This is a genomic window from Nocardioides sp. NPDC057772 (assembly GCF_042798075.1).
Lineage (GTDB): Bacteria > Actinomycetota > Actinomycetes > Propionibacteriales > Nocardioidaceae > Nocardioides.
Genome location: NZ_JBHVKN010000059.1, coordinates 1 through 26,187 on the forward strand (window position 1 = coordinate 1; position 26,187 = coordinate 26,187).

Genomic DNA, 26,187 nt, shown 5'->3' on the forward strand with positions numbered 1-26,187 from the left:
GGAGAAGGTGGTCTTCGCCTGGAGGGCGTCCTTGGCGATGTCGACGAGGACGGGGCCGGGGCGGCCGGTGGAGGCGATGTGGAAGGCCTCAGCGACCCGGAGCGGGATCTCCGCCGGGTCGGTGATCAGGAAGCTGTGCTTGGTGACCGGCATCGTGATGCCGCGGATGTCCGCCTCCTGGAAGGCGTCGGTGCCGATCATCGCCGCGCCGACCTGGCCGGTGATGGCCACCATCGGCACGGAGTCCATGTTGGCGTCGGCGAGCGGCGTGACCAGGTTGGTCGCGCCCGGGCCCGAGGTCGCCATGCAGACCCCGACCTTGCCGGTCGCCGCGGCGTAGCCCTGGGCGGCGTGCCCCGCGCCCTGCTCGTGGCGTACGAGGATGTGGCGGATCTTCGAGTCCATCAGCGGGTCGTACGCCGGAAGGATCGCGCCTCCCGGAATGCCGAAGATGTTCTCGGCCCCCGCTGCTTCCAGCGACTTGATCAGGCTCTGTGCGCCTGTCATCTGCTCGCTCATGTCCGCCGTCCTACTCCTCGGAGCTTCTACTCATGGGATCTCGTGGGTTGCTTGTGCAACAAAAAACCCTCCGGCCCGGCGGGCAACGGAGGGAGACGCGTCGTCTGGGGCCAGTGGCTCCTAGGCGACGCGCCTGATAAGTACGAGAATGCTGTGCAGCATGCCCACACGTTAACCCCATGTGTCGCGCCGTGTCACCTCACCCTATCGCGCGTCCCATGATCTGAGATCACCGTCCCAGTATCTGTCAGTCGTTCGGTCGGTCGCGGATCTCAGGGATCTCACCGAGGCGGCGGGCCGCGCGGATCGCTAGCCTGGACGGACACGAGGATCTCGGGTCTGGCTGCCCTGTGGAGGCAACGATGTCGACCGACGAGAAGCACCGTTCCGGGTGGCTGCCGCCACGCTGGTTCATCCGCGCCGCGTGGTGGCTCCACCGCCGGCTGTACGCCGCGGGCGGAACGCGCTTCCTGCGCCGCCCGCGCCCGGACCGGGCCGGCATGCTCCGGCTGACCACGGTCGGGCGCCGCACCGGGCAGGAGCGCTCGGTCATCCTGTCCTATATCCCCGACGGGTCGACGTACGTGACTCTGGCGATGAACGGCTGGGCAGACCCGGCTCCCGCGTGGTGGCTCAACCTGAAGGCCCGGCCCGATGCCCTCGCCGAGACCGTCGACGGCCCGCGGCAGGTGCGCGCCCGCGAGGCCACCGGGCCCGAGCGCGAGCGGCTGTGGGCGATGCTCGCTGAGGCCGACGACGGCTGGGGCGACCTCGACGACTTCGCCGCCCGGCGCTCGCACCAGACGCCCGTCGTGGTCCTCGAGGTCACCGGGCCGGCGTCGTGACCTGACCGCTCAGCCCAGGCCGAGCCGCTCGCGCAGGAACGTCCAGGCGAAGGCCGACAGGTGGGCCGACTGCGCGTTGTTGGCCGCACCCCCGTGGCCACCCTCGATGTTCTCGTAGTAGGTGACGTCCTTGCCGGTCGCGGCCAGCAACGCGGCCATCTTGCGGGCGTGGCCAGGGTGGACGCGGTCGTCCTTGGTGGACGTGGTGAGCAGGACCGGCGGGTAGGTCCTCGACCCGTCGAGCAGGTGGTAGGGCGAGAACGTCTTGATGAAGTCCCACTCCTCGGGCACGTCCGGGTCGCCGTACTCGGCCATCCACGACGCCCCGGCGAGCAGGTGGGAGTAGCGCTTCATGTCCAGCAGCGGCACCTGGATCACGACGGCGCCGAACAGCTCCGGATAGAGCGTGAGCATGTTGCCGGTCAGCAGCCCGCCGTTGGACCCGCCCTGGATCCCGAGACGGCTCGCGTCGGTCACACCGGTCTCGGCGAGGTGGCGGGCGACGGCGGCGAAGTCCTCGTAGGCCTTGTGCCGGTTCTCCTTGAGCGCCGCCTGGTGCCAGGCCGGGCCGTACTCCCCTCCCCCGCGGATGTTGGCCACGACGTAGACACCACCTTCGCTGAGCCAGACCCGACCCACACCGGCCGAGTAGCCCGGGGTCATCGGGATCTCGAAGCCGCCGTAACCGTAGAGCAGCGTAGGGGCCGGGCCGGCGCTGCCGGCGAGGGCGGCATCGGAGCCGACGATGAAGTAGGGGATCCGGGTGCCGTCGGCCGAGGTCGCGAAGCGCTGCTCGGCGCGGAGCCCGTCGGTGTCGAACCACGCCGGTGCCGACTTGATCGGCTCGACGGTCTCGTCACCGATGGTGGTCAGGCCGTACGTCGCCGGGGTCAGGTAGCCGCTGGTGACGACCCAGACCTCGTCGGACTCGACCGCGTCGACGGCGCGGGTGCCGACCGCGGCCACCGGATCGGTCTCCGGGAACTCCGATCGCGTCCACCCGTCGCTCCCACCTGCTTCTGATGCCCCCGCACGTCCCGACGCCGGAGGCGTCAATGTGTACAGCCGGTTCTTCACGTCCTCGAACACGTTGAGGACGAGGTGGTTGCGAGTCCAGGTCGCCCCGGCGAGCGAGGTCTTCGGCGTGGGCTCGAAGAGCACCGTGAGGTCCCGCTCGCCGGCCAGGAACCTGTCCGCGTCGGTCGCGAGCAGCGAGCCGGCGGCGTAGGTCCGCTCGCCGAGGCTCCACTCGTCGCGCAGCTCGATGAGCAGCCACTCGCGGTGGAACCCGGCCTCGGCCGAGTCGGGGATGTCGAGCTTGGTGAGGGTCTGCTCGGGGGTGCCGGGGTCGGTGGCGACGTACGTCTCGGACTTGTAGAACGCGATCGAGCGGCTGACCAGGTCGCGCTCGAAGCCGGGGGTGTGGATGCGGCGCGCGGAGATGTACATGTCCTCGTCGGTGCCTTCGTAGACCACCGCGGCGTCCTCGAACGGGGTGCCGCGACGCCACAGCTTCACGATCCGCGGGTAGCCGCTCGGGGTCAGCGAGCCGGGGCCGAAGTCGGTGTAGACGTAGACCGCGTCGGGGCCGCACCACGAGAGCGCGCCCTTGGCGCCGCCCTGCTCGACGGCCCGCGTGAAGCCACCGTCGGCCGGGCTCACGAACGCCTTCTCGACCAGGTCGAACTCCCGGGTGACATCGGCGTCCGAACCGCCCGGGGAGAGGTCGATGAGCACCTTGCGCCACGGCTCGCCGGGCTCGGGCCGGAGCACCGAGGCGCCGTGCCACACCCAGCTCTCGTCCTCCTCGGCTGCGAGCGCGTCGAGGTCGAGCAGGATCTCCCACTCGGGGTCGTCGGTGCGGTAGGACTCGGGCGTCGTGCGCCGCCAGATGCCGCGCTCGTGGTCGGCGTCGCGCCAGAAGTTGTAGAGGTGCTCGCCGAGGCGGGACACCTCGGGCACCCGGTCGTCGGAGTCGAGCACCTCGAGGATCTGCGCCTCGATCTTGGCGAACACCGGATCGGCACCGACGCTCGCATGGGCCTCCTCGTTGCGCGCTCGCACCCACGCCAGCGCCTCGACGCCCTCGACCTCCTCCAGCCAGCCGAACGGGTCCTGCGCGTCGGGGTCGAGCGGAGTGGTGATGGTCGGCTCGGAGGTCGTCGTTCGCTGGCGCTCACTCATGCGGGAAGGCTACTTCGCGGTGTGCAAGTTGCGGCCGACCGGCACAATTGCGGCATGAGCGAAGCGGACGGGTCGTCGAAGGGTCTACCGCGACGAGCGGCGACACGGACGGCCAAGCTGGCCGCGCTGCCGATGGGGTACGCCGGGCGCAAAGCGCTCGGGCTCGGGAAGCGGATCGGGGGCCGCCCCGCCGAGGCGGTGCTGGCCGACGTCCACCAGCGTACGGCCGACCAGCTGTTCCGCACCCTGGGCGAGCTCAAGGGCGGCGCGATGAAGTTCGGGCAGATGCTCTCGGTGATGGAGGCTGCGCTGCCGGAGTCGCAGGCGGCCCACTACCGTGCCCAGCTCACCCGGCTCCAGGACTCCGCTCCCCCGATGCCGACCGGGATCGTACGTGGCCTGCTGGCCCGCGACCTCGGCGCGGACTGGTCCGAGCGGCTGGTGGAGCTGTCCGAGGAGCCGGCCGCCTCGGCCTCGATCGGGCAGGTCCACCGGGGCCGGTGGGCCGACGGCCGTGAGGTCGCGGTGAAGGTGCAGTACCCGGGCGCCGACGAGGCGCTGCGTGCCGACCTGCGCCAGATCGGCCGGGTCGCCGCGATCGGCAACGCGGTCGTGCCCGGGATGGACGTCAAGGCGCTGGTCGCCGAGCTCCAGGAGCGGGTCGTCGAGGAGCTCGACTACCCGAAAGAGGCCGAGGCCCAGCACGTCTTCGCCGAGGCGTACGCGGACCATCCGCTGATCGACGTCCCCGATGTCGTCGCGGTGGGACCGTCGGTGCTCGTCACCGAGTGGGTCGAGTCGGAGGGCTCGATCGCGAAGGTGGTCGCCGAGGGCACCCCCGAGGAGCGCGACCACTACGGCGAGCTGCTCGCCCGGTTCTGGTTCTCCGCTCCCGAGCTGACCGGGATGCTCCACGCCGACCCCCATCCGGGCAACTTCCGGGTCCTCTCCGGCGGCCGGCTGGCGGTGCTCGACTTCGGCCTCGCTGCGCGACTTCCAGAGCGGGGTTTCCCGGAAGCGATGGGCCGGCTGATCCGGATCGCCTCGACCGGTGACGCCGAGGCGCTGGTCGCGGGCCTGCGCCACGAAGGCTTCATCCGCGAGGGCATCAAGGTCGAGCCGCAGCACGTGCTGGACTACCTGGCGCCGTTCGTGACGCCGGCGCTGGAGGAGCGCTTCCGGTTCACCCGCGAGTGGATGCGGGAGGAGTTCAAGCGGATCAACGATCCGAAGGACCCTGCCTACACGGTCGGGCTGAAGCTCAATCTGCCGCCGTCCTACCTGCTCATCCACCGGGTCTGGCTCGGCGGACTCGGGGTGCTGGCCCAGCTCAACGCCGAGGCTCCGTTCCGGGAGATCCTCGAGGAGCACCTGCCCGGGTTCGCGGGCTGACGGCTCAGGGCAGCACGGTCTGGCCCACCGGACCGGGGTTGTAGGCGATCTCCCAGCGGACGCCGTCGGGATCGGCGAAGTAGCCGGTGTAGCCACCCCAGACCCGCTCCTCGGCGGGCGAGGCCTCCCGCCCGAGCGAGCGGGCGAGCTCCAGCACCTCGTCGACCTCCTCGCGGGTGGCGACGTTGTGGGCGAGGGTGAACGGCGCGACGCCGTCGGCGACGGCGATCCGGCCGACCTCCTCCTCGAACTCGGCCCGGTCCCACAGCGAGAGGATGACGTGCTCGCCGACGCGGATCATGAGCACCCCCTCGGCCTCCATCTCCGGGGTCCAGCCGAGACCGTCGACGTAGAACGACCGGCTCGCCGCCACGTCGGCGACGGCCAGGGTGATGAAGCTGATGCGCTGGTCCATGGCAGCCACCCTGCCACGGACCAGCGAGGGTGTCAGGCCTCCTTGGCGCGGCTCGGCTTCTCGCGCAGGACGTCTCGGCGAGCGCGGTACTCGTTCTCGTCGATCTCGCCCGCGGCGTACCTCTCCGCCAACCGTGCCTCGCCCGCACGTCGTGGCCCCTCGGCCACCCGCTTGCGGTTGTAGAGGACGACCGCGGTGATGATCGCTGCGATCACCAGGAACCACAGGATCGGGAAGATCGGCCAGAACGCCGGCGGCCCTCCCCCGTCCTGCCAGGGTCCGTTCTCGCGCCACGGACCCCAGTGGTCATCGGCCACCAGCGTGGCCACCGTCTCGTTGATGCTCATCGTTCGTGTCCTGTCTGTCGGGCTTGCCTATGCCCTCCAGAGTGCTGCGCCCGAGCCGCCGGAACATCGGCTCAGGAGCGGGTGCTGCGTACGCAATCGTGCGTACGCAGCCCCTACTCGGGCCGCAGCCGGCTGAGCTGGCGGCCCTGCTCGTCGAAGTTCGCGGGGTCGAGCCAGCGCTCGTGCGCGTCCCTCACGCCCGGCCACTCCTCCGCGGTCACCGAGAACCAGTCGGTGTCGCGGTTGCGGCCCTTGACGACCATGTGGTTGCGGAACCGGCCCTCATAGCTGAACCCGAGCCGTTCCGCGGCCCGTCGTGACGGCTCGTTGAGCGAGTCGAGCTTCCACTCGAACCGCCGGTAGCCCAGCGTGTCGAAGGCGTGCCCCATGAGCAGGTGGATCGCCTCGGTCGCTGCCCTGGTGCGGGCCAGCGCGGACCCGAAGAGCACTCCGCCGACCTCGATGCTCCCGTTCCTCGGGTTGATCGCGTGGTAGCCGGCGACACCGCTCGCGCGGCCCTCCCGCTCGCCCTCCTTCGGGACGAACGCGAACGGCACCACGTCGTCCGCGTCGACCAGGCCCGCCAGGTGCATCCACAGGTCCTGCAGCGTGGTCGGCATCGCGATCGGCCGGTAGGTCCACAGGTCGGCGTCATCGGGGCCGCAGACCGCGGCGTACAGATCCGAGTACTGCGCCGACGAGAGCGGCGCGACCCGGACGTAGCGTCCCTCGAGGACCACCGGCTCCGGCCATGGCCGGGTCTCCCAGCCTTCGACGACGCCACCCACCGGATAGGAAAAATCGGTCACGGCGGTCATTGTGTCCGACCGCCGTGACCGCTGCTCAGGAGACTGCCGTATCCACCGCGTCCACCGTGGCGAGCGAGCGTCGAGCGCTGCCGAGGGCGAGCATCCCCACCAGGCAACCCAGGAGCAGCACCCCGGCCAGGACCATCACCGACTCCACCGCGAACCGGTCGGCCAGCGGTCCGAAGACGATCATCGAGACCGGCATCGCCACCGACATCACGATCCCGTAGAACCCGAACACCCGGCCGCGCATCGAGTCCTCAACCTGCTCCTGCAGGACGGTCGCAGCGGGCACCAGCAGCATCTGGAAGAGGATGCAGATCACCAGACCGGCGACCGAGAACACCCAGAAGTCCGTCGAGACGCCCAGCCCGACCACGAGCAGTCCGACGCCGACCGAGGCCGCCACCATCAGCCGCACACGGCGCTTCACCTTCGACCCGAAGACGGCCATCGCCGCGCCACCGACGACCATGCCGACACTCCAGAACAGCTCGTTGACGCTCAGCATCCAGACCTCGTCGCCGAAGCTCCGCGTGATCATCAGCGGCGTGAGGTGAGCCGGCGCACCGGCCATGAACATGACGACGGCGACGAGCCCCATCACCCAGCGGACCGAGGCGTTCCCCCGGACGTACCGGATCCCGGCGACGAGGTCACCGAAGTAGCTGACAGGCACTGATGAGCCCGTCGAGCGGACCGTCCTGGCCACCGGCACCAGCAGGAGCAGGAGTACGCCGATCACGGCCGTCACCACGTCGATGAAGAACACCGTGACGATGCCGGTGCTCGCGTAGACCGCGGCCGCGACCGCCGGCGCGAACAGCATCATCCCCGATTGGATCGTCTGCTGGACGCCGTTGACCCGCATCAGGTGCTCGGCCGGGACGATCTGCGGGAGCATCGCGTTGACCGCCGGACCCTGCACCCCGGCCAGTGCCGAGCGGACCGCCATCGCCACGAAGATCATCCACAGGTCGCCGACCCCGCTCAGCATGAGCAGCGCGAGGACCAGGGTGGCCACCGCGATCGTCGAGTCGGCTCCGATGATCAGCAGCTTGCGGGAGTGCCGGTCTGCCCAGACCCCGCCGAAGACGGACACCACGGCCTGCGGCAGCATCCCGGCCGCGACGCTCAGGGTCAGCACGGCGGCCGACCCGGTCTCGACGGTGAGGTGCCACATCACCGCGTACGCGACGATCATCGAGCCCAGCGACGACACCGTCTGGCCGCCGAGGAAGACCAGCAGGTTCCGCTTCCAACGATCCGACATGACCACTCCCGCACCCGGTGGGCCGCCGTGTCGGCCCCTCACCCATGCCACGAACGGCCACGGTCCGTTTCGACAGAATGCGGAGCCGGCTACTCGGGAGCCGGGTCGAAGTCGAAGGCCGGCAGGCCGTCGAGGCTGGTCAGGTTCTTGGTGCGCCGGTAGTCCGCCGAGCCCTCCACGCCCTTGCGCTCGAAGTAGGCCGGGAGCAGGTCGCGCTCGCCGACGTACGACATCAGCGGGACCGCGAAGCCGCAGGAGTCGGAGACCCGTTCGATGTCCACGACCACGACCGCACGGGCGCCGGGAAGGTCGGTGAAGCGGCCGGCCAGGTCGGCGTACTCCTCGTCGTAGCGGGTCACGACCCGGCCGCGGCCGTGGAAGCGGACGATGTTCGGCGCCCCGTCGAAGGCGCAGAACATCACCGTGATCCGGCCGTTCTCACGCAGGTGCGCGATCGTCTCGCTGCCGCTCCCGGTGCCGTCGACCCACGCGAAGGTGAGCTCGTCGATCATCCCGAAGGTGCCCGGGATGCCGCGGGGCGAGAGGTTGACGTGACCGCCACCGGAGAGCGGCGCGGTGGCCACGAAGAAGACGACCTGACGATCGACGAACTCCCGCAGGCGCCCTTCGACGCGTGCGTGAACCTTTCCCATCGCCCGTTACTCGGGCACGTTGCGGTAGGCGCCGTCGGAGGCCGAGGTGGCCATCGAGGCGTACGCCCGCAGAGCCGCGGAGACCTTCCGGTCACGGTCGAGCGGGGTGTAGGGCTTCTCGCGCTTCTCCTGCGCCGCGCGACGCTCGTCGAGGACGAGGTCGTCGACGTCGAGGGAGATCGAGCGATTCGGGATGTCGATGGAGATCTGGTCGCCGTCCTCGATGAGCGCGATCAGGCCGCCACCGGCCGCCTCCGGGGAGACGTGGCCGATGGAGAGACCGCTGGTGCCGCCGGAGAACCGGCCGTCGGTGATCAGCGCACACTTCTGGCCCAGGCCGCGACCCTTGAGGAACGAGGTCGGGTAGAGCATCTCCTGCATGCCCGGCCCGCCCTTCGGACCTTCGTAGCGGATCACCACGACGTGACCGGCCTCGACCTTCTTGGAGAGGATGCCCTCGACCGCGGCGTCCTGGGACTCGAAGACGATCGCGGTGCCGGTGAAGGTGAGGCACTCCTCGGGCACGCCGGCCGTCTTCACGACGCAGCCGTCGGGGGCGATGTTGCCCGACAGGATCGCCAGGCCGCCGTCGGCGGAGTAGGCGTGCTCGAAGTCGCGGATGCAGCCCTCGGCGGCGTCGGTGTCGAGGCTGGCCCAGAGGTTCTCGGTGGAGAACGCCTCGGTCGTACGCACCCCGCCCGGCGCCGCGAGGAACAGGTCGAGCGCCTCCTGGCTGGGGTTCTCGGCGCGGATGTCCCAGTTGTCCAGCCACTCCTCGACGGTGGCGGAGTGGATGGTGTGGACGTCCTCGTTGAGCGCGCCGCCCCGACGGAGCTCACCGAGCAGGGCGGGGATGCCACCGGCACGGTGGACGTCCTCCATGTGGTACTTCGGGCTGTTGGGAGCGACCTTGCTCAGGCACGGGACACGCCGCGAGATCGCGTCGATGTCGTGCACGTTGAAGTCGAGCTCGGCCTCGCGGGCCGCGGCGAGCAGGTGCAGCACGGTGTTGGTCGAGCCGCCCATGGCGACGTCGAGCGCGACCGCGTTCTCGAACGCGCTGCGGTTGGCGATGTTGCGCGGCAGGACGGACTCGTCGCCCTCCTCGTAGTAGCGGCGGCACAGCTCGACGATCGTGCGTCCGGCCTGCTCGAACAGCGCGCGGCGCTTGGCGTGGGTCGCCAGGGTCGACCCGTTGCCGGGCAGGCTCAGGCCGATGGCCTCGGTGAGGCAGTTCATCGAGTTGGCGGTGAACATGCCGGAGCACGAGCCGCAGGTCGGACACGCCGAGCGCTCGACAGTGTCGAGCAGCTCGTCGCTGACCGCCTCGTTGACCGAGAGCACCATCGCGTCGACCAGGTCGAGCTTGTCGTGGACGAGCCCCTCGACGGCGACCGTCTTGCCGGCCTCCATCGGACCGCCGGAGACGAAGACGACCGGGATGTTGAGGCGCAGGCTCGCCAGCAGCATGCCCGGCGTGATCTTGTCGCAGTTGGAGATGCACACGATCGCGTCGGCGCGGTGCGCCTCGACCATGTATTCCACCGCGTCCGCGATCAGCTCACGGCTCGGCAGCGAGTAGAGCATCCCGGCGTGACCCATCGCGATCCCGTCGTCGACGGCGATCGTGTTGAACTCCTTGGCTACTCCGCCGGCCTCCTGGATCTTCTCGGCGACGATCTTGCCGAGGTCGCGGAGGTGGACATGGCCGGGCACGAACTCGGTGAACGAGTTGGCGATCGCGATGATCGGCTTGCCGAAGTCGTCATCAGTCATGCCGGTCGCGCGCCAGAGCGCGCGGGCACCCGCCATGTTGCGGCCCGAGGTCGAGGTTGCGGAGCGAAGAGTGGGCATGCCAGAAGGCTAGACCCGTTGGCGTACGTCCTCTAACACAACGCCACGCGATGGACGGATCGTGCGTCAGCGGAACGCCGGCGCCAGGCGGAGCGGGTGATCACCCCACCGGTCGAGGAGCTCCGTTCGCAGCGACTCCGCCCAGCTCACCAGCGGCTGTGGCCCGGGCAACCCCGCAGCGAGTCCGAGACGGGCGAGGGTCAGCGTCCGCCGTCCAGGCATCCGATCGTCGTCGGCGTTGTGAGCGGCGTCCGTGTCGAGGGATGCCGGAAGGAACCAGCTCACCGAGAGAAGGGACCACAGCAAGGTGGCCGCATCCAGATCGGCCTCGAAGGTCGAGGGCGGCCCCTCGGTGCCGTACGACGCCTCGAGATACGCCTGAAGGGCGAGGCCGGCGATGCCGTCTGGCACCTGCCACGCGCACCAGCACGACGGCCACGGCACCCGGAGATAGGCGGCCTCCCAGGCGCGGTGCCGGATCTCGGCATGCTCGAAGTCGAGCAGCAGCAGTCCGTCCGGGGCGAGCAGGTTGTTGTCGGGGCAGGTGTCGCTGGGTGTCAGCGCAAGATCAGCCCCCGCACGCAGCGGCCCGAGCAGGTGCTGGATCGCCTCAGGGACGGCGTCCTCCCACGGCAGCCCGTTCGTCGTGCAGAGCGTCGCCAGAGCGGATCCGAGGTCCTCGATCTGGCTGACGGTGAGGTCGGTCGGTATGCCGCCCGCGAGCCCTTCTCGGAAGACGTCCAAGCGGTCGGCAGTGTGCGCCTGCAGCTCTCCGACGGCCTGCGCCCACGCCAGGATCCGGTCGCGGCCGAGGACGGCGTCGGTGCCGAGCAGCGCATCTGCGACATTTGGCCCAGGGCCGAGATCGGACATCACGACCACCGCCGGGTCTTCGCGGACCCCGATCAGCCGCGGCGCACGGACACCATCCGCCGCCTTCAGCCCCGCGGCCTCCCGCGACCAGGTCATCTCCTCGGGCTCGAGGTACTCCTTGACGATGACCGTCTCGGTGCCGGCCCGGACGCGGCGTACGACGCTTCGACGGCTCCCGCCGAGATCGGCCACCTGCTCGACGCGGTCCAGCCCGAGGATCTCGGCGGCCAAACGAAGCGCGTCGGACATGCCGTGACCATACCCGGGCTACGCATCACGCGTTGCTGAAGAGGCGACTCCCCGATTTTCTAGCATCTACATGCTAGATTTGGGGCCATGAAGACGATCACGATGACCGAGCTGAACCAGCGGATCTCCGCGGTTACCCGAGCCGTCATCGAGGACGGCGAATCGTTCCGGGTGACCAACAGAGGTCGCGCAGTGCTACGTCTCGTGCCCGAGGTCCAAGGCTCCGACAACCCGGTGGAGGCGTTGGTCAACGCCGGTCTGGCAACTCCTCCGAAGCAACCGCACAGGCCTCTCTCCGGACGCGCCGCCGTCGCACTCTCCGGAGACCTCGATGACATCCTCGACGAGGTCAACAGTGACATCGACCTCTGAGCAGACGTGGTACCTGGACTCGTCCGTCGCGCTTCGCGCCCTGCTCGGACACAGCCAGGCCGCCGCCGACTGGTATGACGAGCGCTGCGACAACGGCGACGTCTTCATCTCCTCGCGGCTGCTCCACCTCGAGATGACCCGAGTCCTTCGCCGCGATCAACTCCCGGTCTCGATCGTCGATGACTTCGTCGACGAGCTCACCCTGTTGACCGTCGACGACGTCATCGTCGACGAGGCCAGAGCGATCGAACCCCACATCAGGTCGCTGGACGCGATCCATCTGGCTTCGGCGCTGCGCGTCGGGACCGAGAACGTCACGGTCGCCACTCACGACAGCAACATGCGTAAGGTCGCGGAGTTCCTCGGCTTTGCCGTCCACGACCCCGTGACCGACTGATTCAGACCTTCGCGGCGCGCACCACCATCACGTCGGGGATGTCGCGGAGGATCTCGCGCCAGGTCTCACCGGCGTCGGCGGAGGCCCAGACGGAGCCGTTGCGGGCGCCGAAGTAGACCCCGGCCACGTCGTGGTCGTCGGCGCACATCGCGTCGCGCATGACGCCGACGTAGAAGTGGTCGGGCAGGCCCTTGTCGAGCGCCTCCCAGTGGTCGCCGGCGTCGCGGGAGCGCCACACGATCGGCTTGGCCTCCGGTGGGTAGCGGGACTCGCCGGCGCCGATCGGGAAGGTGAAGATCGTGTCCGGCTCCTGCGGGTGGACGACCATCGCGAAGCCGAAGTCGGTGGGCAGCCCGTCGGCGATCGACTTCCAGGACTCTCCCTCGTCGTCGGAGCGGTAGACGCCGCCGTGGTTCTGCAGGTAGAGCCGCTCGGGGCGGGAGGCGTGGCGGGCGACCTTGTGGACGCACTGGCCGAACTCGGGGTACTGCTGCCCCTCGGGTAGGAAGACGGCGATGATGCCGTTGTTGCGCGCCTCCCAGGTCTCCCCGCCGTCGCGGGTCTGGTAGACGCCGCCGGTGGAGATGGCCGCAGTCACCGAGTCCGGGTCGGTGGGGTGCGGCAGGATCGTGTGGAAGGCCTGTCCGCCGAAGCCCTCGTTCCACTCGGTGCGGTGCGGGTGGTCCCACAGGCCGCGGACGAGCTCGAAGGACGCGCCGCCGTCATGGGAACGGAAGATCGCGCCGGGCTCGACGCCGGCCCAGATCGTGCCCTCCGGCAGCCCCGGCTGGAGCTGCCAGACCCGGGCCAGGCTCGCGTCGACGTCCTCGGGGAACGACATCGAGGTCTCGGTCCAGGTCTCGCCGCCGTCGGCGGAGGTGCGCACCAGCGCACCCAGCCACAGCGAGGAGCAACCGGCAAGGATGCGCCCGGTCCCGGGCTCGATCATGGCGGAGTAGATCTCCTCCATGTCATGGTGCGGACCGGTGAAGTCCCAGTCCTGCCGGGCGTCGTCAGAGCGCCCTATCCACAGACCCTTCCGGGTCCCGACAAGCAGCTGCGTACCCATGCTTCCAGCATCCACCCGGCCGCCCTTCGTGGCCAGGAGATTTCAGCGAAAGAACGTCGAGGGAAAACATCGCGCAGCGGCGACACCGGGCCGTCCGGATTCTTCGGCATGGGCGGCCCAGCCCCTAGCCTGAAGGCATGACCAGACCTGTTGCCTGGGAGACGTTCACCGCGATCCTCTTCGACCTCGACGGCGTGATCACACCGACCGCCGTCGTGCACATGCGCGCGTGGGAGGAGATGTTCAACGCCTACCTGCAGGAGAAGACTCCGGGGGCGCCGGCCTACACCGACCAGGACTACTTCGCGTACGTCGACGGCAAGCCGCGCTACGACGGCGTGCGTGACTTCCTCGCCTCCCGCGACATCCGGCTTCCCGAGGGCACCCCGGACGACGCTCCGGAGCTGGAGACCGTCTGTGGCCTCGGCAACCGGAAGAACAACGCCTTCAACCTGGTGCTCGAGCGGGACGGTGTCGAGGCCTACCCCGGCTCGGTGAGGTTCTTGGACTATCTCGCTACGCTCGACGTCCGGCTCGGCGTGGTGTCGTCGTCGGTCAACGCTCCCACCGTGCTGAAGGCGGCGGGGCTGTTGGACCGCTTCGAGACCGTCGTGTCGGGAGCCGTCGCAGATGAGCAGGGTCTGCCCGGCAAGCCTGCGCCGGACACCTTCGTCTACGCCGGTAAGGTCCTCGGAGCCACCCCGGACGAGGCCGTCGTCCTCGAGGACGCGGTCTCCGGGGTGCGCGCCGGCAAGGCAGGAGATTTCGCGCTCGTCGTCGGGGTGGATCGTGGTGCGGGCCACGACACCCTCACGGCCGCCGGCGCCAGCCTCGTCGTATCGGACCTTGCTGAACTCATCCCTGACGGACACAGTCCTGAACCACCTGCTCGAGGAGCACAGCAGTGAAGACCAACGTCGGCCCGAACCCCTTGGACCGGGCCCGTTACCCCATCGACCCGTGGCGGCTGGTGGAGACCAGCTACTCCCCCGACGATCTCGGCCTGACCGAGACGATCTTCAGCGTCGCCAACGGTTATCTCGGCATGCGCGGCACCCCCGAGGAGGGGCGCCCGACCTACGCGCACGGCACCTTCATCAACGGGTTCCACGAGACCTGGCCGATCCGTCACGCCGAGAACGCCTACGGCTTCGCGAAGACCGGCCAGACGATCGTCAACGCCCCCGACGCCAAGATCATGAAGATCTACGTCGACGACGAGCCGCTGACCTTCGGCACCTCCGACCTGGAGGAGTACGAGCGGGTGCTCGACTTCCGTGAGGGCATGCTGCGGCGACACCTGGTGTGGCGTACTCCCTCGGGCAAGCGGGTCGCGATCAAGTCGACCCGGATGGTGTCGATGACGCAGCGCCACCTCTCGATCCAGACGCTGGAGATCACGATGCTGAGCGGCTCGGCGCCGATCGTGGTCTCGTCCCAGCTGCTCAACCGGCAGGACGGCAAGGACGAGTACCACGTGCCGGCGGCGGCGCTCGGCGAGGGCATGGATCCGCGCAAGGCCTCCGCGTTCGACACCCGCGTCCTCATCCCGCAGATGTCGGTCGCCGACGAGGAGCAGATGACCCTCGGCTACCGGTGCGCCAACTCCGGGATGACGATCGCGGTCAGCGCGGCCCACCAGATCGACACCCCCGACCCGGTCGAGACCATCGTCCGCGCCGAGGACGACCTGGCCAAGACCGTCTTCCGGGTGGACGCGACCGAGGGCAGCACGCTGCGGATGCAGAAGACGGTGGCATACCACACCTCCCGCGGGGTGCCGGTGCGCGAGCTCGCGGACCGCTGCGGACGTACGCTCGACCGGGCGATCCGGCTGGGCGTCGGCCACTTCGAGCGCGACCAGCGCAACTGGTACGACGAGTTCTGGTCGGCCGCCGACGTCGAGATCACCGCCGCGGCGGCGAAGGACGACGAGGACATCGCGGCGGCCCAGCAGGCGATCCGGTTCAACCTGTTCTCGCTGGCCCAGGCGACCGCCCGCACCGACGGGCTCGGCGTGCCCGCGAAGGGCGTCACCGGCTCCGGCTATGAGGGGCACTACTTCTGGGACACGGAGTGCTACGTCGTCCCGTTCCTCTGCTACACCCAGCCCGAGGTCGCCCGCAACGTGATGCACGCCCGCTCGGTGATGCTTCCCGCGGCCCGGCAACGGGCGCTGGAGATGGCGGCGAAGGGCGCCCTGTTCGCCTGGCGCACCATCAACGGCCAGGAGGCCTCGGCCTACTACGCGGCCGGCACCGCCCAGGTGCACATCGACGCCGACATCGCCTTCGCGCTGATGAAGTACGTCTACGCGACCGGCGACACCGGCTACCTGATCCGTGAGGGCGTCGACATCCTGGTCGAGACCGCGCGGATGTGGGCCGACCTGGGCTTCTGGCGCCACAACGGCGAGCCGTCGTTCCACATCCACGGTGTGACCGGGCCGGACGAGTACACCACGGTGGTCAACAACAACCTGTTCACCAACGTGATGGCCCGCTACGACCTGGAGAAGGCCGTCGAGACGATCGAGATGCTCCGGACGGAGTACCCGCGCGAGTACGCGCAGGTGATCGGCCGGCTCGATCTCTCCCCGGACGAGGTCGTGGAGTGGGGTCGCTGCGCTGCGGCGATGCACATCCCCTACGACGAGGGCCTGGGGATCCACCCGCAGGACGACAACTTCCTCGACCGCGAGGTGTGGGACCTGCCCAACACCCCCGACGAGGTACGTCCCCTGCTGCTGCACTACCACCCGCTGGTGATCTACCGGTTCCAGGTGCTCAAGCAGACGGACGTGGTGCTCGCCCTCTTCCAGCAGGGCAACCGGTTCACCGCTGCGGAGAAGCGGGCCGACTTCGAGTACTACGACCCGATCACCACCGGCGACTCGACGCTGTCGGCGGTCGTGCAGTCGATCATGGCGGCCGAGGTGGGCTACCACAACGACGCGCTGCGCTACTTCTACGACGCGCTCTACGTCGACCTGCACAACATGCACGGCAACACCGTCGACGGGATGCACATCGCCTCCACCGGCGGGGTGTGGGGCGGGCTCGCCTTCGGCTTCGGCGGGATGCGGGACTACGACGGCAAGCTCTCCTTCGACCCGCGTCTGCCGGACACGTGGGGCTCGCTGATCTTCCGAGTCCAGTGGCACTCGACCCGGATGCAGGTCGCGGTCACTCGTGACCAGATCGTGTTCACGGTCGTCGACACCCCGGGCGAGGAGTTCGACATCCCGATCAGCGTCCGCGGGGAGGAGTTCGTGGTCGCGAAGGGCTCACCGGTCATCGTGCCGCTCGCCGACCAGGGGCCGCGGATCGGCACCCATCTCGACGAGGAGCCGCACGGCGGCGTACGGCCCGACGGGTCGCGGATCGTCGCCACCGTGCCGACGCCGATCCCGCCGGAGATCTACGAGCAGGACCACATCGAGCACCCGACGGTGCCGCACGACCCTCCGCGCGGCTCCGAGCGGCTCGCGGAGGAGGCCAACAAGGCCGCCAACCTGTCCAACATCTCGCAGACGGACTCGGCTCAGTAGCCGGTCTTTACATGGTCCTAGACTGACCGGGTGGTGCACGCTTCCTCTCCCCGGGCGAGGCTTGCCCACCCGGTCGTTCTGGTCCTGATCGGGATCGCGTCGGTGCAGGTCGGCGCGACGTTCGCGAAGTCGCTCTTCGACGAGGTCACGCCGACGGCCATGGTGTGGCTGCGGCTCTCGCTCTCGGCCCTGATCCTGCTGGCGATCACCCGGCCCCGGATCCGCGGCCTGTCGCGACGCGACTGGCTGGTCGTGGTCGCGTTCGGGGCCTCGCTCGGGCTGATGAACTGGGCCATCTACCAGTCCTTCGCGCGGCTCCCGATCGGGATCGCGGTGACGATCGAGTTCATCGGTCCGCTCACGATCGCGTTGGTCACCTCGCGGCGTGCCCGCGACCTGGTCTGGGTCGCCCTGGCAGCGGCCGGGGTGATCCTGCTCGGGCTCGAACCCGGCCGGATCTCGGTCGTCGGGGTGCTGTTCGCGTTGCTCGCGGGGGCCTGCTGGGCGGCGTACATCGTGCTGTCGAAGGCGACCGGCGCCCGCTGGGAGGGGCTCGACGGGCTCGCCCTGGCCTCCACCGTCGCGGCGGTGGCGCTGACCCCTGCGGCGATGGCGTACGCCGACGGGCTGGGGTCTCCACACGTGTGGCTGGTGGGGCTGATGGTGGGGCTGATGTCGTCGGTGATCCCCTACTCGCTCGATCTTGTTGCCCTGCGTTCGATCAAGCCCGGGCTCTACGCGATCCTGATGTCGCTGGAGCCGGCCGCCGGGGCGCTGGCCGCGATCCTGGTCCTCCACGAGGGGCTCTCGGTCCTGCAGTGGCTGGCCATCGCCTGTGTCGTCGTCGCCTCAGCAGGTGCTACGCGCACCGGCAAGCCCGACCATCACGTGCCGGCGGAGTCGACTCCGGCGTGACGTACGCGCCTTGTCGCACGGCGTAGTGGGGCACTTCACACAAGCGACATCGGATCGTCACTGATTCCGAATGTTCGGGTCACTACAGTTTGGTGACAACTCCCCCGCGCCCTCCACCCGGTCCCCCGCCTGTCACTGGAGCTGCTCCGTTGTCGACCGTCATCGCCCCCGCACACACCACTGCCATCGCCCAGGTGGCCGCCCTCTTCGCCGCTCGCACCGCGGGGCGAATGGTGGGCCCGTTCCTGCGACCGATCCAGCTGCTGCTCGCCTGGCCGGTCGCCTCCCACCTCGTCGCCCGCCACAACGCCAAGGCCGCCGAGGAGGCGCTCCTGCTCCGGCGCGCCGAGCGTGAGGACGTCGAGCACTACCTCAAGATGCTCGCATCGGAGAGAATGTCTGCATGAGTGTTCCACGGGCGATGGCCGAGTCGACGGTCGCGTTCCGTGACGTGCTCTCCGACGACGGCACCCTGATCCGCGCCTGGACCAACGACCCCGAGGGCGTGATCGACGGGCCGACCGTGCTGCTGTGCAACGGTCTCGGCACCAGCCCCTGGAACTGGCCGGCGCTGCTGCACACCTCGTGCGGCGTACGCGTCGTGTCCTGGCAGCACCGCGGCACCTCCGGCTCGGCGCGTCCCAAGGACCTGGAGCAGACGACCTCGAGGCACTTCGCCGAGGACGCGCTGTCGGTGATGGACGCCTTCGCGCTCTCGCGACCGGTGGTGATGGGCTGGTCGATCGGCGTCAACACCGCGTTCGAGCTGGCCGCGGACCACCCCGAGCGGGTCTCCGGCATCTTCGGTGTCGCCGGGGTGCCCGGCGACACCTTCAAGTCGATGCTGGGGCCGCTGCCGCTGCCCGCGCCGGCCGCCGCGCTCGTGACCCGCACCGCCGCGAAGGTGCTGCGCCGCACGGGCTCTTTGATCACTCCCGTGGCGACCCGCCTGGAGCTCGGCCCCCGGGCGATCGAGATGTTCTCCAGGGCCGGCCTGATCGGCAAGGTCCCTGACCCCGAGCTCGCCGCGGCCGCGCTGGCCGAGTTCCTGACCACGCCGGTCGAGTGGTACTTCCACCTCGCCCTGCGCACCTCCCAGCGTCGTGCGGTCTCGCCGCGCCGGATCAAGGTGCCGGTCGTGCTGGTCGCAGGCACCCGGGACCTCATCGCCGGGGCGCGCCACATGTCCCGGGTCGCCGCCGACCTCAAGAACGGCACCTTCGTCGAGCTCGACGGCACCCACTTCGTGCAGATGGAGCAGCCCGACCGCGTCCACCAGCTGCTGCTCGGTTTCCTCGCTCGCGTCGCCGAGCATCAGCGAGCCTGACCAGCGCCGAGACGTCACTGCGGTCGGCCGAAAGGTCACGTGGGGCGGCCGCGGCGAGCTGTAACACGTCGTTCGTAGGACTACTCGCCCTATCGGAACGACCGGATAGTCCGACGAACGACGTGTTACACGTGCGGCTGCGGCGAGATCTCGGCCGACGGAAGCGACTACTCGGCCGACCGGGGTGACGCCTCGGCGGGGGCGATCATGGCTCGGCGAGCGGCTCGGCGGAGGGTGGCGAGGACGGCCGGGCCGAGCAGGGCGACGGCGACGGCGGTGGTGATCGCGCGCATGGTGTCCCAGCTGCTGGTCGAGGTGACCAGGGTGTAACGCAGGAACGTCGCCAGATTCTCGCCGAACGCGGCGCCGGGGTCGTAGGAGAGGTTGCCGCTCGCGCCGGGCACGGTGACTCCGGTGAGCAGCGGCCAGCCCTGCAGGTTGAGGAGGAGCCCGTAGACGTACGAGGCGAGGATCCCGTACGCCGCCAGCAGCACGATCTCCCGGCGGCCGCTCGCACGCGGCAGGAGCCCGGCTCCCATCGCCACCCAGGCGGCGCCGAGCATCTGGTAGGGCAGCCACGGCCCGACTCCGGCGGTGACGAGTGCTGCGACGAACAGACTCGTGCAGCCGAGCACGAACCCGAAGGCCGGCCCGAAGACCCGGCCGCCGAGGATGAGCATGAAGAAGACCAGCTCCACCCCGCCGGTGCCGGCGGAGACCGCGCGCAGGACGGCCTCGATCGCACTGAGCACGCCGAGGAGCGCGATCATCCGGGTGTCGATGCCGCCCGTAGCGAGCTCGCTCAGCAGCACCACCAGCATCAGCGGCAGCAGCGCGAGGAAGATGAACGGCGGCTGCACCCGCTCGTAGCCGTGGAGCAGCAGCGGCCAGGCGAACATCATCAGCCCGGCCGCGGAGATGATCGCGAGCAGAAGGGCAGTGCGGGGTGAGAACCTGATCATCCGCCGCCCACCGCCTCGACGACCTCGCGCACGCTGAGCCAGCCGGGCCCGAAGACCTTGCTCACCTGGGGCGCGAAGGCGGGCGACTCGGCGGTGACGCTGCGTACGTCGCCTGCGGAGACCACCTCGCCGTCGGCGAGCACCACCACGTCGTCGGCGGCCTCGGCGACGAACTCGACGTCATGGGTCGCCACCAGGACGGCCTTGCCCGCATTGGTGAGGTCGCGGAGGATCTCGGCGAGCGCGTGCTTCGCCGCGTAGTCGAGGCCGCGGGTGGGCTCGTCGAGGAGCACGACGGGCGGATCGGCGCTCAGGATCAGCGCCAGCGCCAGGGCGAGGCGCTGACCCTCGGAGAGGTCGCGCGGGTGCTGGTCGTCGGGGATGCCCGGGACGAGGCTGTCCAGGATCTCGCGGGTCCGCGGCCCGCCGGCGTCGCACTCCTCGGCCACGGTCTCCAGGTAGAGCAGATCCGCCGCCGTCTGCGGCAGCAACCCGACGAGGGCGCGTCGCTCCTCGGGGTCGAGGGTCGCCGGATCCTTGCCGCCGACGTCCACCGCCCCGGCCAGTCGTTTCTGGGTCCCCTGCAGCGTCCACAGCAACGTCGACTTGCCCGAGCCGTTGCGACCCATCAGCGCCGTCACTCGCCCCGTGGGCAGCTCGATCGAGACGTCGCGCAGGACCGGCGTACGTCCTCGGGTGACGGTGAGGCCTGAACTGGACAGGCCCGAACTCGACTGGCACTTCGTGGACTTGTCGGGTGTTTCAGTGCCCGTCAAGCCAAGGGATCCCCGGTCGGCCGGGTATCCCACACCCCGCGCCCTCCGCCTCGCATCCCGCACCGTCAACGGCAGCGGCGACCAGCCGAGCTCGCGCCCGAGCCCGACGAGAGGGGGCACGACGGGCGAGTGCTCGAGGACCTCGCCGGGGTCACCGACCGCGACGGAGCCGTCACCGACGAGGAGCGCGATCCGATCGGCGAAGGGGACGACGCGCTCGAGGCGGTGCTCGGCGAGGACGACGGAGGTGCCGAGGTCGTGCACGAGCCGGGTGATGGTGGCGAGCACGTCCTCGGCGGCGGTGGGGTCGAGGGCGGAGGTGGGCTCGTCGAGCACCACGACCCGCGGGTGGGTGGTGAGGACCGAGCCGATCGCGACGCGCTGCTGCTGCCCACCCGAGAGCGTGCGCAGCGACCGCTGCCGCAGCCCGGCGATGCCGAGCAGGTCGAGGGTCTCCTCGACCCGGCGCCGCATGGTCGCGGGTGGGAGCCCGAGCTGCTCCATCCCGTAGGCGAGCTCCTCCTCGACCGTGTCCGTGACGAAGCCGGCCACTGGGTCCTGCCCGACGTAGCCGATGATGCCGGCGCGCTCGCGCGGCGGCGTACGGACGATCGAGGCGCCGTCCAGCAGCAGGTCGCCCTCGAGAACGCCGCCGGAGAAGCGCGGCACCAGGCCGGCGATCACGCCGAGCAGGGTCGACTTCCCGGACCCGGTCGGGCCGGAGACGAGCAGCAGCTCGCCTTCCTCGACGGTGAGGTCGACGTCCTTGAGCACGTGCTCGGAGGAGTCGGGCGGGGTGAACGTGATCCCTCGCAGCTCGATCATGCGACTGCCTCCTCCTCGTGGACGAGCGATGATGAAGGAACGGGCGCGGCGACGGCCGGGACCAGCCCGACGAGCACGCCCGCCATGGCGGTCAAGGTGACCTCGGGAGCGACGTTGACGCCCGGAAAGGCCACCGGCACCTGGTCGCGGGCGACCCACCAGCCCGTGACCGCGACCAGCACACCGCTCAGCGCCACCACGACCTCCGGCCAGCGCCACCGGTCGGGCCGGTAGACGGTCCGTGACACCCGGCGACCGGCCAGCCTCAGCCCGATGGCCGCGGCCGCGACGCCGAGCACCAGCATGCTGGCCGCCAGCCAGCCGGGCGTGGTCCCGTCGAGCACCGCGTAGACGCCGGCGCAGAGCCCGACCAGCGAGACCAGCATGAGCGCCGAGGTGACCCGCCTGGTGGCGACCGGAACCCCTGCCGTACGCCCATAGCCACGCGTGTCCATACCGGCCGCGAGCGCCATCGACCGCTCCAGCGCGTCCTCGAGCACCGGCACCAGGAAGCGGCGCAGCCGCTTGACCCGCCCGGTCGCGCCTGCCCGCAGCCGCTGCGCGGCGCGCACCCGCTGCACCGACTCGGCGAGCTGGGGCAGCACGGTCACGGCGACCACGACCGCGGTCCCGATCTCGTAGAGCGCGGGCGGCAGCGACCGCAGCAGCCGCTTCGGGTTGGCCAGCGCGTTGGCCGCTCCCACACAGATCACGATGACGCCGAGCCGAATCCCGTCGTAGAGACCGGCCAGGAGCGCCTCGCGGGTCAGCGGCCCGAGCAGCCGGATCCCGAGCACCCACTCCGGCAACGGGATCTCGGGCAGGTCGATGAGCACGTGTCCCGGCACGGCGCCGAGGAGCACCCGGAAGAGCACCCGGGTCGCGACGATGAACAGCGCGAGCCCGACATAGAGCCGGAACGCCTTCGCCCACGGTTGCTCACCGCGTCGGGCCGCGACCACGACGGACACCACTCCGACCAGGAGCAGGAGCAGCAGCGGGTTGGTGGTGAAGGAGGCGTACGCAGCCAGCCCGATCGCCCACACCCACCAGGCGACGGGGTGCAGGTCACGGGGCAGGCGCGCGACGGCGCCCTCACGAATCAGAATGCTCATCGCCGACGCCACCACACGGCACCGGCGGCGCAGAAGAGGCCGAGGATCGCGGCCGGAGCGACCCAGACGGGCAGCGTCTCGCGCTCGGAGTCATCTCCAAAGGGAGATTTCTCCGGAGATAACTCCGGCGACGGGCTAGAGGGCGCCCCCACAGCATCCCCAAGCACCGTCGCCGGAGCGGTAACGACATCGTCGTCTATCCACATGAACGCAACACCCTGCCCGGAGGTCACGCTGATTTCGGTAACATTTCTGGAGGCGTAGCTCCACGCCCCGGATTCGTCGGTGACCCACAGCGACCAGTACGCATCGGCCGGCGGCATCTGGGCGCAGCCGGCCTCCTTCGGCCGGTCGTCCACGCGACAGACCACGCTGGGCATCGAGGTCACGTAGGTGAGCGGATGGCCCGCCTTCTCGAACAGGTCGGCGCCGGTGTCGCCCTCCTCCGGCCGGACACAGGCGACCTCGGGGGCGCCACCGAGCGCGTTGGGCTCGACGACCACCGTGACGCCGTCACATGCCTCCGCCGACCGCGACACGGCGGCCGACGCGGAGGCGGGGGTGACGGCAATTGCGGTGGCCCCGGCGAGGATCGCCAAGGCCACCGTCGCGGACCGCAGGATCAGCACGAGCTCTTCGCGGTCGCGTCCTTGGGCAGGAAGACCAGCGCCGGCAGCGCCTGGGCGGCGGCGAGGCGGTACATCCCCTCGGACTCCTTGGTCAGCCCCTTGGTGTTGCCCTCAGCCAGGGCGGCGTCGTCGTAGGCGACCGCGCCGGCATCGTCGCCGCAGGTCACGACGTGCTCGGCGACCCAGGACGCCGCCTTCTCGGCGGCGTCGGTCTCCCCGGCGCGCCCGAACGCCCAGCCGGCCAGGCCGGTGGTGTTGGAGTTGGCGATGTTGCCGGTGGCCGCCTTGAACGAGCCGTCCTCGGCCTGGGTCTCCTTCAGCCACTCGACGCCCGCCTCGACCGCCTTCTCCGCCTCCGGGGAGGAGACCGAGGACAGCGCGATCAGCGCGAACGCGGTGGCGTCGGCGTCCGGGATGGCCTTCGGGTCGCCGTCGCAGGTCTGGTCGGCGGCCGCGGGATCAGCGGTGAAGGTGACCCGGAACCAGCCCTCCTCGCACTGCTGCCCGGCCAGGAACTGCGCCGCGGCCGCGGCCTCCTTGCTCTCGGCGTTGCTCAGCGCCCATACGGCGTACGACTGTCCGATGGTGTTGGAGTAGTCGGCCGCCTTCTTGTTCTTCGGGTCCAGCTCGTCGGCGATGCGTCCGTTCTCGGCGACGGTGTCCTCGAGCTGCTTCAGCAGACCGGGGTCGGAGGCGTCGACGTTCTGCTGGAGGACGAGCGCCTTCGCGGTGGCACCGGCCGAGGTCACGGTGCCGAACCCCGGCGAGGTGTAGGCCGACTTGTTCTTCATCACGGCGGCAGCGATCGTGGCGATCTCCTCGTCGTAGCCGCCGACCTCGGCCAGCGCGATCCCGATGTCGGCGCTGAGCCCGAAGTCGTCGGTGCCGTACTGCGCGTTGTGGGCCACGCCCTGCGGCGCCTGGGCGACGAGCCAGTCGGCCACCGAGGTGGACACCTTGGCGTCGTAGGTGGGCTTCTCCCCCTCCTCGACGGCCTTCTCGCCGCAGCCGGCGAGCGAAGTGAGGGCGAGGGCGGCGGCGATGCCACCGAGGACGGTCTTCTTCATGGTTCCTTCCACGCTGTTCGTCGGGAAGGCCCAGGGCCGACCCGCTGCTTTCCACGACAGCGTCAGGTCAGTACGCGTCCGTCGGCGGGTGCTCCGGCTCGCTCAGGCCACCTCGGTGTCCTGGGCCTACGGTTGCGGGTCAGCGCCGGGATTCGACCGGCTTCCCCCACCACGGCGTGTGTTGATTGAGAGGGGGCCATCTTATGACGCGTACGCCCTGCTTGCCGGATCGCCGTCGAGCAGTCACTCTGTCCCCATGCGCCACAGGATTCTCGGCCTTGTCGCAGTCTCGATCTCGGCCACCCTTCTCACCCTCTGCCCGGCCACGACGGCGGTCGCGGCACCGGCTCGGACCTCGGTCACCTACGCCGATCTGGTCGCCATGTTCGGCGACAAGGTCGGGAACAAGAAGACTGTCGAGACCGGGCTGCCGACGCTCAACCGCGCCATGGCCGACGCCCGGATCACGACCCCCTACCGGCAGGCGGCCTACCTGACCACCCTCGCCCACGAGAGCTCCTTCCACCACGACGCCAAGGGCCCCCACGACAAGCGGAAGTACGCCGGCCGCGGCTACATCCAGCTCACCGGCGAGGCCAACTACACCGAGGCCGGCGCCTACTTCGGGATCGACCTGCGCCGCCGCCCCGAGCTGGCGCGGTCGCTGGACCACAGCGCACCGATCTCGCGGTGGTACTGGACCGTCGCCCGCGACATCAACCCGCTCGCCGACGCCCTCGAGATGGGCAAGGTCAACGCGGCCATCGGCTATCCCCCCAACAAGGAGGAGGACACCGAGCGCTGCCGCGACTTCAAGGCCGCGCTGAAGCACCTCCACGGCTCGGTCCCCAAGGGGATCGACTGCACCCGCCCGAAGCCGAAGAAGGCAGACGACCAGGACCGCACCGTGGACGCCTCCTAGAAGACGTACGTCACCTCTTGGTGTTGCGCTTGTCGCTGACCGCGATCGCCGAGGTGCCCTCGTCCTTGAGCTCGAAGAGGTCGATCGCCTTGATGAGCTTGGTCCAGGTGGCGTACCCGTAGTTGCGCGGGTCCTCGGAGGACTGGTTGCGGATGCGGGAGACGACCGTGCCGACCAGGGCCCAGCCGTCGTCGTCGGCGGCCGCGGCGATGGAGTTGCGCAGCAGCTGGATCAGCCGAGCGTTGCGCTTCAGCACCTGCCCGGTGGTCGCCGAGGACGGCTTGCGGGCGGGCGTGGCGCCGGCCTCGGAGTCGGTGTCGGTCTCCTCCTCGGAGCCGCCGAGCTTCTCGACCACGGTGAACCGGGTGCAGGCGCTCTTGAAGGGCGCGGGCGTCTTCTCCCGGCCGTAGCCGTAGACCGCGCGCCCCTTCTCCCGTAGATAGTGCACCAGCGGGGTGAAGTCGGAGTCGGAGGAGACCAGCGCGAACGCGTCCGGGATCGCCGCGTGCAGCAGCTCCACGGCATCGATGGCGAGCGCCATGTCAGACGCGTTCTTGTGGGCGGTCAGGTCGAACTGCTGCATCGGCCGGATGGCCGCATCGTGCAGCTCCTCGATCCACCCCTTGAGCTCGGGCTTGGTCCAGTTCCCGTACGCCCGGCGGATCGTCACCTCGCCGTACTCGGCCAGGTCGTTCAGGATCGCGTCGATCTTCGAGGCAGGTGCGTTGTCGGCGTCGATCAGCAGGGCGATGCGGAAGGGCTCGGTCACGCCGGACAGTCTGCCAGTCGTAAGCCCGCCGAGTCGGCCCGTCTTGACCAAACCACCGCCGAGTCGGCCCGTCAAGACG

Annotated in this window: 26 protein-coding genes and 1 riboswitch; of the genes, 10 read left to right on the forward strand and 16 right to left on the reverse strand. The window is 69.9% G+C overall.

All coding sequences use genetic code 11. The features are described 5' to 3' along the window. The coding region (locus ACFVJS_RS12370; protein WP_378880149.1) for a thiamine pyrophosphate-binding protein at positions 1-519 on the reverse strand (519 nt) is incomplete at its 3' end. A 362-nt stretch (positions 520-881) separates the two neighbouring features. On the opposite strand from ACFVJS_RS12370, the gene ACFVJS_RS12375 reads away from it, so the two are divergent. Then, complete coding sequence (locus tag ACFVJS_RS12375) at positions 882-1,364, forward strand: nitroreductase/quinone reductase family protein (RefSeq protein WP_378880152.1); 483 nt, start codon at positions 882-884, stop codon at positions 1,362-1,364. Positions 1,365-1,373: 9 nt separating this feature from the next. On the opposite strand, the gene ACFVJS_RS12380 is transcribed toward ACFVJS_RS12375, so the two are convergent. Then, positions 1,374-3,548 (reverse strand): prolyl oligopeptidase family protein, encoded by a 2,175-nt coding sequence (locus tag ACFVJS_RS12380; RefSeq protein ID WP_378880155.1) that lies wholly within the window; start codon positions 3,546-3,548, stop codon positions 1,374-1,376. A gap of 54 nt (positions 3,549-3,602) precedes the next feature. On the opposite strand from ACFVJS_RS12380, the gene ACFVJS_RS12385 reads away from it, so the two are divergent. Then, positions 3,603-4,940, forward strand: a complete 1,338-nt coding sequence (locus ACFVJS_RS12385) for an ABC1 kinase family protein (RefSeq protein WP_378880158.1) — start codon at positions 3,603-3,605, stop codon at positions 4,938-4,940. 4 nt (positions 4,941-4,944) lie between these two features. On the opposite strand, the gene ACFVJS_RS12390 is transcribed toward ACFVJS_RS12385, so the two are convergent. From ACFVJS_RS12390 to ACFVJS_RS12420, 7 genes are all read right to left on the reverse strand, one after another. Continuing rightward, positions 4,945-5,355: a VOC family protein gene (locus tag ACFVJS_RS12390; RefSeq protein ID WP_378880160.1), complete on the reverse strand. Its 411-nt coding sequence runs from the start codon at positions 5,353-5,355 to the stop codon at positions 4,945-4,947. A 32-nt stretch (positions 5,356-5,387) separates the two neighbouring features. After that, positions 5,388-5,702 carry an SHOCT domain-containing protein gene (locus tag ACFVJS_RS12395; protein WP_378880163.1) on the reverse strand — a complete coding sequence of 105 codons (315 nt, stop codon included), beginning with the start codon at positions 5,700-5,702 and terminating at the stop codon, positions 5,388-5,390. Between the two features lie 113 nt (positions 5,703-5,815). After that, complete coding sequence (locus ACFVJS_RS12400) at positions 5,816-6,511, reverse strand: GNAT family N-acetyltransferase (protein WP_378880166.1); 696 nt, start codon at positions 6,509-6,511, stop codon at positions 5,816-5,818. Between the two features lie 34 nt (positions 6,512-6,545). Then, entirely contained in the window at positions 6,546-7,784 is a 1,239-nt protein-coding gene (locus tag ACFVJS_RS12405; RefSeq protein ID WP_378880169.1) for an MFS transporter, read from the reverse strand. A gap of 89 nt (positions 7,785-7,873) precedes the next feature. Further along, positions 7,874-8,437: a pyridoxamine 5'-phosphate oxidase family protein gene (locus ACFVJS_RS12410; protein WP_378880171.1), complete on the reverse strand. Its 564-nt coding sequence runs from the start codon at positions 8,435-8,437 to the stop codon at positions 7,874-7,876. 6 nt (positions 8,438-8,443) lie between these two features. Further along, a complete protein-coding gene (gene ilvD / locus ACFVJS_RS12415) occupies positions 8,444-10,291 on the reverse strand; it encodes a dihydroxy-acid dehydratase (protein WP_378880174.1) in 1,848 nt (615 codons plus the stop codon). A gap of 66 nt (positions 10,292-10,357) precedes the next feature. After that, positions 10,358-11,413, reverse strand: coding sequence for a hypothetical protein (locus tag ACFVJS_RS12420; RefSeq protein ID WP_378880176.1), 1,056 nt, complete (start codon positions 11,411-11,413; stop codon positions 10,358-10,360). An 87-nt stretch (positions 11,414-11,500) separates the two neighbouring features. On the opposite strand from ACFVJS_RS12420, the gene ACFVJS_RS12425 reads away from it, so the two are divergent. Further along, the gene (locus tag ACFVJS_RS12425; RefSeq protein WP_378880178.1) at positions 11,501-11,785 is read left to right on the forward strand and encodes a type II toxin-antitoxin system Phd/YefM family antitoxin; all 285 of its coding nucleotides are present in this window, start codon (positions 11,501-11,503) and stop codon (positions 11,783-11,785) included. Further along, complete coding sequence (locus tag ACFVJS_RS12430) at positions 11,769-12,182, forward strand: type II toxin-antitoxin system VapC family toxin (RefSeq protein ID WP_378880180.1); 414 nt, start codon at positions 11,769-11,771, stop codon at positions 12,180-12,182. The genes ACFVJS_RS12425 and ACFVJS_RS12430 overlap by 17 nt, the downstream gene beginning before the upstream one ends. Before the next feature lies 1 nt (position 12,183). On the opposite strand, the gene ACFVJS_RS12435 is transcribed toward ACFVJS_RS12430, so the two are convergent. After that, a complete protein-coding gene (locus ACFVJS_RS12435) occupies positions 12,184-13,251 on the reverse strand; it encodes a WD40/YVTN/BNR-like repeat-containing protein (RefSeq protein ID WP_378880182.1) in 1,068 nt (355 codons plus the stop codon). Positions 13,252-13,388: 137 nt separating this feature from the next. Here ACFVJS_RS12435 and ACFVJS_RS12440 point away from each other — a divergent pair, with 137 nt between their 5' ends. The 5 genes from ACFVJS_RS12440 (at position 13,389) to ACFVJS_RS12460 (ending at position 19,043) form a co-directional block, all read left to right on the forward strand. Continuing rightward, positions 13,389-14,159 carry an HAD family hydrolase gene (locus tag ACFVJS_RS12440; RefSeq protein WP_378880185.1) on the forward strand — a complete coding sequence of 257 codons (771 nt, stop codon included), beginning with the start codon at positions 13,389-13,391 and terminating at the stop codon, positions 14,157-14,159. After that, positions 14,156-16,801, forward strand: coding sequence for a glycoside hydrolase family 65 protein (locus tag ACFVJS_RS12445; protein ID WP_378880188.1), 2,646 nt, complete (start codon positions 14,156-14,158; stop codon positions 16,799-16,801). The genes ACFVJS_RS12440 and ACFVJS_RS12445 overlap by 4 nt, the downstream gene beginning before the upstream one ends. A 30-nt stretch (positions 16,802-16,831) precedes the next feature. Continuing rightward, positions 16,832-17,716, forward strand: coding sequence for a DMT family transporter (locus ACFVJS_RS12450; protein WP_378880191.1), 885 nt, complete (start codon positions 16,832-16,834; stop codon positions 17,714-17,716). Between the two features lie 149 nt (positions 17,717-17,865). Further along, positions 17,866-18,123, forward strand: coding sequence for a hypothetical protein (locus ACFVJS_RS12455; protein ID WP_378880194.1), 258 nt, complete (start codon positions 17,866-17,868; stop codon positions 18,121-18,123). After that, on the forward strand, positions 18,120-19,043 hold the full coding sequence (locus tag ACFVJS_RS12460) for an alpha/beta fold hydrolase (RefSeq protein WP_378880196.1): 924 nt from the start codon (positions 18,120-18,122) through the stop codon (positions 19,041-19,043). The genes ACFVJS_RS12455 and ACFVJS_RS12460 overlap by 4 nt, the downstream gene beginning before the upstream one ends. A gap of 167 nt (positions 19,044-19,210) precedes the next feature. On the opposite strand, the gene ACFVJS_RS12465 is transcribed toward ACFVJS_RS12460, so the two are convergent. The 5 genes from ACFVJS_RS12465 to ACFVJS_RS12485 are packed head-to-tail and all read right to left on the reverse strand — an operon-like array spanning position 19,211 to position 24,417. After that, positions 19,211-20,005: an ECF transporter S component gene (locus tag ACFVJS_RS12465; protein WP_378880199.1), complete on the reverse strand. Its 795-nt coding sequence runs from the start codon at positions 20,003-20,005 to the stop codon at positions 19,211-19,213. Then, positions 20,002-21,606: an ABC transporter ATP-binding protein gene (locus ACFVJS_RS12470; protein WP_378880201.1), complete on the reverse strand. Its 1,605-nt coding sequence runs from the start codon at positions 21,604-21,606 to the stop codon at positions 20,002-20,004. The genes ACFVJS_RS12465 and ACFVJS_RS12470 overlap by 4 nt, the downstream gene beginning before the upstream one ends. Then, on the reverse strand, positions 21,603-22,721 hold the full coding sequence (locus tag ACFVJS_RS12475) for a CbiQ family ECF transporter T component (RefSeq protein ID WP_378880203.1): 1,119 nt from the start codon (positions 22,719-22,721) through the stop codon (positions 21,603-21,605). The genes ACFVJS_RS12470 and ACFVJS_RS12475 overlap by 4 nt, the downstream gene beginning before the upstream one ends. After that, positions 22,718-23,350, reverse strand: a complete 633-nt coding sequence (locus ACFVJS_RS12480; RefSeq protein WP_378880206.1) for a hypothetical protein — start codon at positions 23,348-23,350, stop codon at positions 22,718-22,720. The genes ACFVJS_RS12475 and ACFVJS_RS12480 overlap by 4 nt, the downstream gene beginning before the upstream one ends. Beyond that, on the reverse strand, positions 23,344-24,417 hold the full coding sequence (locus ACFVJS_RS12485; RefSeq protein WP_378880209.1) for a prenyltransferase/squalene oxidase repeat-containing protein: 1,074 nt from the start codon (positions 24,415-24,417) through the stop codon (positions 23,344-23,346). Before ACFVJS_RS12485 ends, ACFVJS_RS12480 begins: the two co-directional genes overlap by 7 nt. 65 nt (positions 24,418-24,482) lie before the next feature. Next, positions 24,483-24,633, reverse strand: a riboswitch (cobalamin riboswitch). A gap of 40 nt (positions 24,634-24,673) precedes the next feature. Between ACFVJS_RS12485 and ACFVJS_RS12490 the strand changes: the two genes are divergently transcribed. After that, positions 24,674-25,339 carry a glycoside hydrolase family 19 protein gene (locus ACFVJS_RS12490; protein WP_378880212.1) on the forward strand — a complete coding sequence of 222 codons (666 nt, stop codon included), beginning with the start codon at positions 24,674-24,676 and terminating at the stop codon, positions 25,337-25,339. A gap of 10 nt (positions 25,340-25,349) precedes the next feature. Here the strand turns inward: ACFVJS_RS12490 and ACFVJS_RS12495 are convergent, their stop codons facing one another. Further along, entirely contained in the window at positions 25,350-26,108 is a 759-nt protein-coding gene (locus ACFVJS_RS12495; protein ID WP_378880214.1) for an NYN domain-containing protein, read from the reverse strand. Positions 26,109-26,187 lie beyond the last annotated feature (79 nt).

What these genes read in the sequence shown, in the direction of transcription:
- ACFVJS_RS12375 (WP_378880152.1), top strand. Translation starts at nt 882, where the DNA reads ATGTCGACCGACGAGAAGCACCGTTCCGGGTGGCTGCCGCCACGCTGG.
- ACFVJS_RS12380 (WP_378880155.1), bottom strand. Translation starts at nt 3,548, where the DNA reads ATGAGTGAGCGCCAGCGAACGACGACCTCCGAGCCGACCATCACCACT.
- ACFVJS_RS12385 (WP_378880158.1), top strand. Translation starts at nt 3,603, where the DNA reads ATGAGCGAAGCGGACGGGTCGTCGAAGGGTCTACCGCGACGAGCGGCG.
- ACFVJS_RS12390 (WP_378880160.1), bottom strand. Translation starts at nt 5,355, where the DNA reads ATGGACCAGCGCATCAGCTTCATCACCCTGGCCGTCGCCGACGTGGCG.
- ACFVJS_RS12395 (WP_378880163.1), bottom strand. Translation starts at nt 5,702, where the DNA reads ATGAGCATCAACGAGACGGTGGCCACGCTGGTGGCCGATGACCACTGG.
- ACFVJS_RS12405 (WP_378880169.1), bottom strand. Translation starts at nt 7,784, where the DNA reads ATGTCGGATCGTTGGAAGCGGAACCTGCTGGTCTTCCTCGGCGGCCAG.
- ACFVJS_RS12410 (WP_378880171.1), bottom strand. Translation starts at nt 8,437, where the DNA reads ATGGGAAAGGTTCACGCACGCGTCGAAGGGCGCCTGCGGGAGTTCGTC.
- ilvD (WP_378880174.1), bottom strand. Translation starts at nt 10,291, where the DNA reads ATGCCCACTCTTCGCTCCGCAACCTCGACCTCGGGCCGCAACATGGCG.
- ACFVJS_RS12420 (WP_378880176.1), bottom strand. Translation starts at nt 11,413, where the DNA reads ATGTCCGACGCGCTTCGTTTGGCCGCCGAGATCCTCGGGCTGGACCGC.
- ACFVJS_RS12425 (WP_378880178.1), top strand. Translation starts at nt 11,501, where the DNA reads ATGAAGACGATCACGATGACCGAGCTGAACCAGCGGATCTCCGCGGTT.
- ACFVJS_RS12435 (WP_378880182.1), bottom strand. Translation starts at nt 13,251, where the DNA reads ATGGGTACGCAGCTGCTTGTCGGGACCCGGAAGGGTCTGTGGATAGGG.
- ACFVJS_RS12440 (WP_378880185.1), top strand. Translation starts at nt 13,389, where the DNA reads ATGACCAGACCTGTTGCCTGGGAGACGTTCACCGCGATCCTCTTCGAC.
- ACFVJS_RS12460 (WP_378880196.1), top strand. Translation starts at nt 18,120, where the DNA reads ATGAGTGTTCCACGGGCGATGGCCGAGTCGACGGTCGCGTTCCGTGAC.
- ACFVJS_RS12465 (WP_378880199.1), bottom strand. Translation starts at nt 20,005, where the DNA reads ATGATCAGGTTCTCACCCCGCACTGCCCTTCTGCTCGCGATCATCTCC.
- ACFVJS_RS12470 (WP_378880201.1), bottom strand. Translation starts at nt 21,606, where the DNA reads ATGATCGAGCTGCGAGGGATCACGTTCACCCCGCCCGACTCCTCCGAG.
- ACFVJS_RS12475 (WP_378880203.1), bottom strand. Translation starts at nt 22,721, where the DNA reads ATGAGCATTCTGATTCGTGAGGGCGCCGTCGCGCGCCTGCCCCGTGAC.
- ACFVJS_RS12485 (WP_378880209.1), bottom strand. Translation starts at nt 24,417, where the DNA reads ATGAAGAAGACCGTCCTCGGTGGCATCGCCGCCGCCCTCGCCCTCACT.
- ACFVJS_RS12490 (WP_378880212.1), top strand. Translation starts at nt 24,674, where the DNA reads ATGCGCCACAGGATTCTCGGCCTTGTCGCAGTCTCGATCTCGGCCACC.